Origin of the sequence: Rhodococcus sp. 14C212 (assembly GCF_011058195.1) — a bacterium.
Classification (GTDB): Bacteria; Actinomycetota; Actinomycetes; order Mycobacteriales; family Mycobacteriaceae; genus Rhodococcus; species Rhodococcus aetherivorans.
In genome coordinates this window covers 23,368-31,482 of record NZ_JAALEH010000068.1, presented here as the reverse complement: position 1 = coordinate 31,482, position 8,115 = coordinate 23,368, and the positions used below count along the sequence as shown (strand labels likewise).

At 70.5% G+C, this 8,115-nt stretch carries 9 protein-coding genes; 6 read left to right on the top strand and 3 right to left on the bottom strand.

Translation table 11 applies throughout. The annotated features are described in order from the left end of the window. The first annotated feature begins 291 nt into the window (after positions 1 to 291). Positions 292 to 1,218, top strand: a complete 927-nt coding sequence (locus G6038_RS22855) for an LLM class F420-dependent oxidoreductase (RefSeq protein ID WP_165040033.1) — start codon at positions 292 to 294, stop codon at positions 1,216 to 1,218. 13 nt (positions 1,219 to 1,231) lie between these two features. Here G6038_RS22855 and G6038_RS22850 read toward each other — a convergent pair whose 3' ends face one another. The 3 genes from G6038_RS22850 to G6038_RS22840 form a co-directional block, all read right to left on the bottom strand. Next, positions 1,232 to 1,828 carry a hypothetical protein gene (locus tag G6038_RS22850; protein ID WP_165040032.1) on the bottom strand — a complete coding sequence of 199 codons (597 nt, stop codon included), beginning with the start codon at positions 1,826 to 1,828 and terminating at the stop codon, positions 1,232 to 1,234. 142 nt (positions 1,829 to 1,970) lie between these two features. Then, positions 1,971 to 2,639: a peptide-methionine (S)-S-oxide reductase MsrA gene (msrA, locus tag G6038_RS22845; protein WP_165040031.1), complete on the bottom strand. Its 669-nt coding sequence runs from the start codon at positions 2,637 to 2,639 to the stop codon at positions 1,971 to 1,973. 9 nt (positions 2,640 to 2,648) lie between these two features. After that, on the bottom strand, positions 2,649 to 3,752 hold the full coding sequence (locus G6038_RS22840; protein ID WP_165040036.1) for an acyltransferase: 1,104 nt from the start codon (positions 3,750 to 3,752) through the stop codon (positions 2,649 to 2,651). A gap of 286 nt (positions 3,753 to 4,038) precedes the next feature. Here G6038_RS22840 and G6038_RS22835 point away from each other — a divergent pair, with 286 nt between their 5' ends. From G6038_RS22835 to G6038_RS22815, 5 genes are all read left to right on the top strand, one after another. Continuing rightward, entirely contained in the window at positions 4,039 to 4,662 is a 624-nt protein-coding gene (locus G6038_RS22835; RefSeq protein ID WP_006944654.1) for a superoxide dismutase, read from the top strand. Between the two features lie 181 nt (positions 4,663 to 4,843). Beyond that, positions 4,844 to 5,371 carry a peptidase gene (locus G6038_RS22830; RefSeq protein WP_165040030.1) on the top strand — a complete coding sequence of 176 codons (528 nt, stop codon included), beginning with the start codon at positions 4,844 to 4,846 and terminating at the stop codon, positions 5,369 to 5,371. 258 nt (positions 5,372 to 5,629) lie between these two features. Beyond that, positions 5,630 to 6,337: a TMEM165/GDT1 family protein gene (locus tag G6038_RS22825; RefSeq protein WP_165040029.1), complete on the top strand. Its 708-nt coding sequence runs from the start codon at positions 5,630 to 5,632 to the stop codon at positions 6,335 to 6,337. A 125-nt stretch (positions 6,338 to 6,462) separates the two neighbouring features. Continuing rightward, positions 6,463 to 6,882: a MarR family transcriptional regulator gene (locus G6038_RS22820; protein ID WP_165040035.1), complete on the top strand. Its 420-nt coding sequence runs from the start codon at positions 6,463 to 6,465 to the stop codon at positions 6,880 to 6,882. Continuing rightward, complete coding sequence (locus G6038_RS22815; RefSeq protein WP_165040028.1) at positions 6,879 to 8,105, top strand: MFS transporter; 1,227 nt, start codon at positions 6,879 to 6,881, stop codon at positions 8,103 to 8,105. Before G6038_RS22820 ends, G6038_RS22815 begins: the two co-directional genes overlap by 4 nt. Positions 8,106 to 8,115 lie beyond the last annotated feature (10 nt).

Genomic DNA, 8,115 nt, shown 5'->3' with positions numbered 1-8,115 from the left:
CGTCCGATTCGCCCCGTCCCGCCGCGTCGCGTGAAATTGCCTCCGTCCGGGAGTTATCCACAGTTTCCACAGCTTCATCCACAGAAGGCTCAGCTTCCACAGCGGCACATCGCCTCACTCCGGGAACATTTCGGCGGTGAGCGGCCGGCCCGCTGACGTCATTCGTTGCCCCACAGGCATCTTCTGCACCACCACCACGCATGGTTCACGGCTCCCGGCGCACCGTCGGCAGCGCGTGCGCGATTCGGCGCAGACCGACGTGGTCTCCGTCGAACTGAAATGATCGACGGCATGGAACTACGGATCTTCACCGAACCTCAGCAGGGTGCCACCTACGACGACCTGCTCGCCGTCGCGCAGACGGCCGAACGGCTCGGCTACGGCGCCTTCTTCCGTTCCGACCACTATCTCGCGATGAACTCCGCCGGCCTGCCCGGCCCGACGGACGCCTGGATCACGCTGGCCGGCCTGGCCCGGGAGACCTCCACGATCCGGCTGGGCACCCTGGTGACCTCCGCGACGTTCCGCCACCCCGGTCCCCTCGCGATCACCGTCGCCCAGGTAGACGCCATGAGCGGCGGCCGGGTCGACTTCGGGCTCGGCGCCGGCTGGTACGAGGAAGAGCACCTCGCCTACGGCATCCCCTTCCCGTCGCTGAAGGAGCGCTTCGACAAGTTCGAGGAGTCGCTCGCCGTGATCACCGGGCTGTGGCAGACGCCTGTCGGGGAGACCTTCTCGTACGAGGGTGCGCACCACCGCATCGTCGATTCACCGGCGCTGCCCAAACCGCACCAGCGCTCCGGTCCGCCGATCGTGATCGGCGGCGGGGGCAAGCGCCGCACTCCGGCCCTCGCGGCCCGGTACGCGGACGAATTCAACATCCCGTTCCAGTCGGTGGAGGCCACCGCGGCCCAGTTCGCCCGCGTGCAGGACGCGTGCCGCGCGGCCGACCGCGACCCTTCCGAGCTGACGTACTCGAACGCGCTCGTGCTGTGCTGCGGTAGCGACGAGGCGGAGATCGCCCGCCGCGCCGCCCGGATCGGGCGCGAGGTGGACGAGTTGCGGGAGAACGGTCTCGCCGGCACGCCCACCGAGGTGGTCGGCAAGATCGCCCGCTACGCCGCGGCCGGGTCGCAGCGTATCTACCTGCAGGTGCTGGATCTGGCCGACCTCGACCACCTCGAACTGGTGGCGCGGGAGGTCATGCCCGAAGTGTGACGACGAGGCGCGGTCAGTGGCTGCTGGTGGAACCGAGGAAGGCCGCGATTTCGCGGCTCCAGTCCCGGGTGCGGGCGCGATCCAGCCGCCACCGGCCGTAGCCGAACACCGCGGCGGCGAGCAGGGCCGCGGCGAACCAGAGAGAAAGCCCGACCAGGACCGAGGAGATCTTCGCGCTCGTCGCGCTCAGCGGCGCGAGCGTCTGTTCGCCGTTCGGATCGACCCAGATCTGCACGTCGGCGCCGGCGGGTGTGCCGTAGTCCACGGTGACGTCCCCCCGGCGCTTCTCGTCGCCCCAGGCCCAGGTGGCGGGGGCGGACGCGGAGGTCACCATCGTGAGCTCGCCGGCAGTGGCGTCCGTGGTCTCGGCCGCAGCCTGCGTCGTCGCCGTCACGAGGGTGCGTTCGGCGGTCTGCTGCACGGCGAGGGCCGACTGGGTGTCCCAGGTGCGGGCGCCGACCCAGCCGGCGAGGGGGATCGTCGCCAGGACCAGGAGCAGCACCGCCACGGCGAGTAGCGCCTCGGCACGGTCGGTGCGCCGGATCAGCGGGTGGCGGCCGCGCAGCCCCCGCCGCAGGACCCGCAGGTATCCGCTCGTGTTCCGCATCATCTCGGCCTCGATCCTCTCCCCCGTGACTACTCCCTCTTTCCAGAGTGATACGCACAGCTAAGGACGGCAAGGTGTCCCGGCCAACGTCACAGAAGTCCCGGAAATCGCCGGGGCCGATCCGCTCGGGACCGGGTGCGAGGCGTCAGGCGCCGAGGCCGACCGGGCAGCTCACCCCCGTGGCGTGGACGGGGCAGTAGCCGTTCGGATTCTTCGCCAGGTACTGCTGGTGGTAGTCCTCGGCGTAGTAGAACTGCGTGAGCGGCGCGATCTCGGTCGTGACGGCGCCGTAGCCGGCCGCGGCGAGGCGGGCGCCGAAGTTCTCGGCGGTGGCCTCCGCGATCTCGATCTGCCCCTCGTCGAACGTGTAGATCGCCGAGCGGTACTGGGTGCCGTGGTCGTTGCCCTGCCGCATGCCCTGGGTGGGGTCGTGGTTCTCCCAGAACTGCTTGAGGATGCCCTCGTAGGAGGTCACCTGCGGATCGAACACGACCAGCACCACCTCGGTGTGCCCGGTCCGGCCCGAGCAGACCTCCTCGTAGGTGGGATTCGGGGTGTATCCGCCCGCATATCCCGCGGCCGTGGAGTACACGCCTTCGAGTTCCCAGAACTCCTTCTCGGCACCCCAGAAACAGCCCATCCCGAGGACGGCGGTCTGCATCCCGTCGGGAAACGGCGGCGTGAGGCGGTGTCCGTTGACGTAGTGGGTGTCGGGAACGGGCAGCGGCTCAGCGCGGCCGGGCAGCGCCTGCTCCTGCGTGACCATCACCGACTTCGAACCCGCACGGGCGAGGATGTCGTCGAACCAGGACATGCCTCGATGCTACGCGCGCGGCTTCTCCACGGGTTCCGTCTCGGCCGCGACCTGGGGCGACGGGCGTGGCGACAACCACCGGGCGGTGATCCAGCGGGCGGCCGGCACCTCGACGCCGCGGTAGAGCAGTTCGGAGACGGCCGCGCACACCACCAGGAAGGCGAGCACGGCACCGGTGCGGCCGAGGTGGGCGACGGTGTTCTCGTACACCCGGTACAGCACCAGCGTGTGCACGAGGTAGATCGCGTAGCTGCGGGTGGCAGTCCAGTGCAGCACCCGCGAGCGGGCGAACCGGCCGTCGATGCGGGAGAGCAGGACCACGCACGCGGCGACCACGACGATGGTCCACAGGTAGCGGCTGCCGGCCCAGTACACCTGGTAGTCGGTGGCCAGGTGCACCACCTGGACCTGGGCGAGCAGCGCGACGATCAGCCACCGCCGGGACGTCAGCCGCGCCCAGCCGAGGTACACGATCTGACCCAGGAACACGGTGGGCATCGTGGCCGCGACCTTGGACAGGAACGGCACCGTGTACGGCTCGGGCAGGTACAGGTTGTACAGCAGCACCAGCATGCACACCACGGCGCCGAGGACGGGCACCACGATGGGCCGGGTCCGCAGGAGCGGACGGGCGACCACGCAGGACAGATAGAACGTGATCTGCACCGCGAGGGTCCAGGTGACCCCGAGGACCGCGACCTCGGGCTTCAGGAAGAACCCGCCCAGGAAGAAGCTGAGCACGGCCTCGACGCCGGAGACGCCGGTCTGGCCGCTGAACATCCCGTTGATCCCGAGCCGCACCAGCAGGATCGCGGCGAGGATCGCGACCCAGAACGCCGGCAGCAGCCGCGCGCTGCGGGCGACGAGGAAGCGGCGCGGTTCGTCGCGGATGGCGGCGCGGGTGATGAGCAGCCCGGTCAGGGTCATGAACATCGCGACGCCGAGGAAGGACAGGTGCTGGTTGAGGCCGGCGCCCTCGACGAGCACCCGGTACACGACGTCGATGACCCACCAGCCGGTGCCGAGGTCGTCGATGAGATAGAAGGAGATGTGCGAGTACAGCACCGCCAGGACGGCGACGGTGCGGAGCAGGTTCACACCGGGCAGGTCCACGCGCGGCGCCGGGGCGTCGTGCGTCCCGTCGCTCGCGAGGGGCCGAAACACCCGACGATGTTAAGGGGCCGTTCACACGCCGGCCGAATTGTCCGGCGTTTCCGCAGGTAGGTCGTCGGTCCTTTTCCGGACACCGTCGCGACTCCCTCCGTCGCCACCGCTGCCCCGGCGCAACCGGCTGCGCGGGCGGTATTGCAGAGGGTGTACTTATGGGTTTGGGTGGAAACCCAGAAGTACTTGAAAATCACGCACGGGCCCCGCCGGGCCCGAAGAGAAGGGATCCTTCGTGGCTGAGTACACGCTTCCGGACCTGCCCTACGACTACGCCGCGCTCGAGCCGCACATCTCGGCGAAGATCATGGAGCTGCACCACAGCAAGCATCACGCGACCTACGTCGCCGGCGCCAACACCGCCCTCGAGAAGATGGCGGAGGCGCGGGAGAACGGCACGATGGCGGCCCAGGCCACCAAGCTGGAGAAGGACCTGGCCTTCCACCTCGGCGGCCACACCAACCACTCCGTCTTCTGGAAGAACCTGTCGCCGGAGGGTGGCGACAAGCCGGACGGCGAGCTCGGTGCCGCGATCGACGATGCGTTCGGTTCGTTCGACGCGTTCCGCGACCACTTCTCGGCGAACGCCAACTCGATCCAGGGCTCCGGCTGGTCCATCCTGGCCTGGGATTCCATCGGCCAGCGGCTGATCATCGTCCAGCTGTACGACCAGCAGGGCAACATCCCGATCGGCCTGACCCCGCTGCTCATGCTCGACATGTGGGAGCACGCCTTCTACCTGCAGTACCAGAACGTCAAGGCCGACTACGTCAAGGCCTTCTGGAACATCGTGAACTGGGCCGACGTGCAGGCCCGCTTCGACCGCGCCCGCACCCAGACCGCCGGTCTGCTGGTCTAGTCGCGTCGCACTTCGCGAAGGGGATGCCGGATTCCGGCATCCCCTTCGCGCGTTCCGGAGGGACGCGCGGCGGAGCTGGCACTCGGGGGCTCTTGTGTGCCAGCGGACGAAACGGTCATTCTTCACCTACCCAACGGCGTGTATCGGTCATCGACCGGCGTCACACCGAGGAGGTAGCGGGATGAGTGGGAACGTACAGATCGGCCTCGCCGCCTTCCACACCGGAGGATCCCTGCGGGGATTCGTGGTTTCGGGGCGGTGGCCGGAGAGCACGCGGGAATGGGCACAGCTGCTCGCGGTGACGGTGCGGGTGGCCTCGCTGCCGGGCCTGCTGACCACGTCGACGGTGTTCGGGGTACGGGAGGAGCTGCCCGACGACCCCGAGCCGGGCACGGTGGGCCTGGTGCTCGCGGAGGGTCCGGTGATCGGCGACGAGGCGGTGGAACCGGGCAGGTTCGCGGGGCACCAGCCGCCCGCCCTGATCATGCTGCACCCGCCGTCGGAGACGCGGCCGTCGCTGCCGGAGTGCACGGGTGCGGCGTCGGGGTGCGTGCTGCTGCCGGGGCTGCCGCACCTGGGCCTCGAGCACCGGGCCGCGTGGGTGGAAGCGGAGGCCGACGGGACGGTGACGTCGCTGGTCAGCCGGGTCGGAGTCGATCCCAACAGCGATCCCGACACCGCGGTTCTGGCCATGCTGCTCGCCGCCTGACCGGAACCCTCACCTCGAAGTTCGGGTTTCCAAACTTATTGTCGCCTTTGCCTTTTCGTGCAGCCCACGTTATGGTTGCCTAAGCGAAGGGGAGTAGCCCACAATCGCCCGGTCGACATACTGGCGTTCAGCCCGGCCCGGCGAACCGGAGTACGCACCGGTGGGCGAGACCTTCGGCCGCGACGCACCCGCGTCGCCCGGCCGGAGGCAGGTCCCCACCTCCTCCACACCGACACGCGAGGAGGAGGAATCCCCGGCATGTGGTCCGCCCTGGTCCTGAGTTTCGCCGTCGTGTTCGTCGCCGAACTCGGCGACAAGTCGCAGCTCATGGCGATGACGTTCGCCCTGCGCTACCGCTGGTGGGTGGTCCTGTCCGGTATCCTCGCGGCCACGACCGCGGTGCACCTCGTCTCCGTCGCGGTGGGTCACTACCTGGGCCTCGCGATCCCCACCTCGGCGATGGCGATCGTCGGCGGCCTGGCCTTCCTGTTCTTCGGCCTGTGGACGCTGCGCGGCGACTCCCTCGACGAGGACGAGCAGGGCAGGGCCGCCCGCGTCACCCGTTCGGCCTTCCTCGCCGTCCTGTCGGCCTTCTTCCTCGCCGAACTCGGCGACAAGACCATGCTCGCCACCATCGCCCTGGCCGCGGACAACGACTGGGCGGGCGTGTGGGTCGGCTCGACGATCGGCATGGTCGCCGCCGACGCGCTGGCCATCGTCGTCGGCGCCGTCCTCGGCAAGCACCTGCCCGAGAACGCGATCCGGCTGGCGGCAGCGGCGCTGTTCTTCGGGTTCGGCGCCTGGATGCTCGGCGAAGGCCTGGCCCCCGGCACGCCCGCCGGGCCGGTCGCGGGCGGGGTGACCCTCGCCGTCGCGCTCGCCGTCGTGACCGCCCGTGCGCTGCTGCGCCGCCGGACCGAGGTCGCACGGGTCCCCGTCGCCGTCGAGGAACCCGCCGAACGGTAGAGCACCGCGCGGGTGCCCCTGCGTCCGCCTCCCCAGGAGTATGCTTGCCGATAGGCAAGTAAATGGAGGTGGGCATCACGACCGCACACGATCGCTTCGACGAGGAGGACGTCAACCGCCTGCGCGTGGCGCTCGGCCGCATCGCGCGCCGCGTCGACCGTCGCACCGCCGGCGCAGGCGGACTCACCCGGTCCCAGTTCTCGATCCTCGCCACCGTCGCCCGGCGCGAGACCGTCGGCGTGCGCGAGCTCGCCGAGATCGAGGGCCTCAATCCGACGATGCTCTCGCGGATGCTCGGCAAGCTCGAGGACGCCGGACTCCTGACCCGCTCCCCGGACCCCGACGACAAGCGCGTCGTCCGCGCCCACATCACCGACGCCGGTGCCCGTACGTTCGCCGACCTGCGTCGCATGCGCACCGCAGTGTTCACCGAGCACCTCGCGGACCTGTCCCCCGAGCGGCTCCACGCCCTGCACGACGCCCTGCCGGCGCTCGAAGCGCTCGCCGAGCAGATGTGCCGTCGCTCGGCGGAGGAGCGCCGATGACCGTCCTCACCGACCTGCGCGGCCAGACCTTCGCCGCCTTCCGCGGCGCCAACTTCCGGCGCTACCTCAGCGGCCAGGCGGTCTCCCTGATCGGCACGTGGATGCAGACGGTCGCCCAGTCGTGGCTGGTGCTCGAGCTCACCGGCTCCGGCACCGCGATCGGCCTCGTCCTGGCCCTGCAGACCGTGCCGATGCTGCTGCTCGGCCCCTACGGTGGGGTGGTCGCCGACCGCGTCGACAAGCGCCGGCTCATGATCGGCCTGCAGTCCGCGATGGGCGTGCAGGCCCTGATCCTGGGCCTGCTCACCGCCACCGGTGCCGTCCAGCTGTGGCACGTGTACGTCCTCGCCGTGGTGCTCGGACTCAACCAGTGCTTCGAGAACCCCGCCCGCCAGTCGTTCCTGCTCGAACTCGTCGGACCGGAGGACCTGCGCAACGCCGTGAGCCTGCAGTCGGTGCTGGCGTCCGTCGCGCGCCTGATCGGCCCGGCCGTCGCGGGCCTGATCATCGCCGTCGGCGGTCTCGGCGTGTGCTTCCTGCTCAACGCGCTCAGCTTCGTCGCCGTCGTCGCCTCGCTGGCGAGCCTGGACCTGTCCCTGCTGCGCCCGTCGCCGCCCGCCGCCCGCGCCCGCGGCCAGCTCCGCGAGGGGCTCGCGCACGTGCGGCAGACCCCGGCACTCGCGGTGCCGCTGCTGACGATGGCGCTGGTGGGCTGCCTGGCGTACGAGTTCCAGGTGGTGCTGCCCGTGGTCGCGCAGCAGACCTTCGGTGCCGGCGCCGAGACCTACGGCTTCCTCACCGCCGCGATGGGCGCCGGCGCCGTCGTCGGCGGGCTCGCCGTCGCCACGTGGGGCCGCACCGGCACGACCGCCGTGGTGGTCACCTCCGCGGTGTTCGGCGTGGTTCTGCTCGCGGCCGCGGCGGCGCCCACGCTCGAGCTCATGCTCGCCGCGATGGTGCTGGTCGGCGTCCTCAGCGTCGCGTTCACCGCCACCACCAACAGCTCCCTGCAGCTCGCCGCGGACCCCGGCATGCGCGGGCGGGTGATGGCGCTGTTCGCGGTGGCCTTCCTCGGCTCCACCGCGATCGGCGGCCCGATCGCCGGGTGGGTCAGCGAACAGTGGGGCGGCCGGGCCGGACTGCTGCTCGGCGCCGCCGCGTGCCTCGTCGCCGCGGGCGTCGGCGCGACGCGCCTCGGGCGCGACGGCGGACCGGAGTCGTGACCCCGGCCGC

Bases quoted from the DNA above. Each gene is read 5' to 3' on its own strand.
- G6038_RS22830 (WP_165040030.1), top strand. From the start codon at position 4,844: ATGAGTGGGAACGTACAGATCGGCCTCGCCGCCTTCCACACCGGAGGA.
- G6038_RS22825 (WP_165040029.1), top strand. From the start codon at position 5,630: ATGTGGTCCGCCCTGGTCCTGAGTTTCGCCGTCGTGTTCGTCGCCGAA.
- G6038_RS22850 (WP_165040032.1), bottom strand. From the start codon at position 1,828: ATGATGCGGAACACGAGCGGATACCTGCGGGTCCTGCGGCGGGGGCTG.
- G6038_RS22815 (WP_165040028.1), top strand. From the start codon at position 6,879: ATGACCGTCCTCACCGACCTGCGCGGCCAGACCTTCGCCGCCTTCCGC.
- msrA (WP_165040031.1), bottom strand. From the start codon at position 2,639: ATGTCCTGGTTCGACGACATCCTCGCCCGTGCGGGTTCGAAGTCGGTG.
- G6038_RS22855 (WP_165040033.1), top strand. From the start codon at position 292: ATGGAACTACGGATCTTCACCGAACCTCAGCAGGGTGCCACCTACGAC.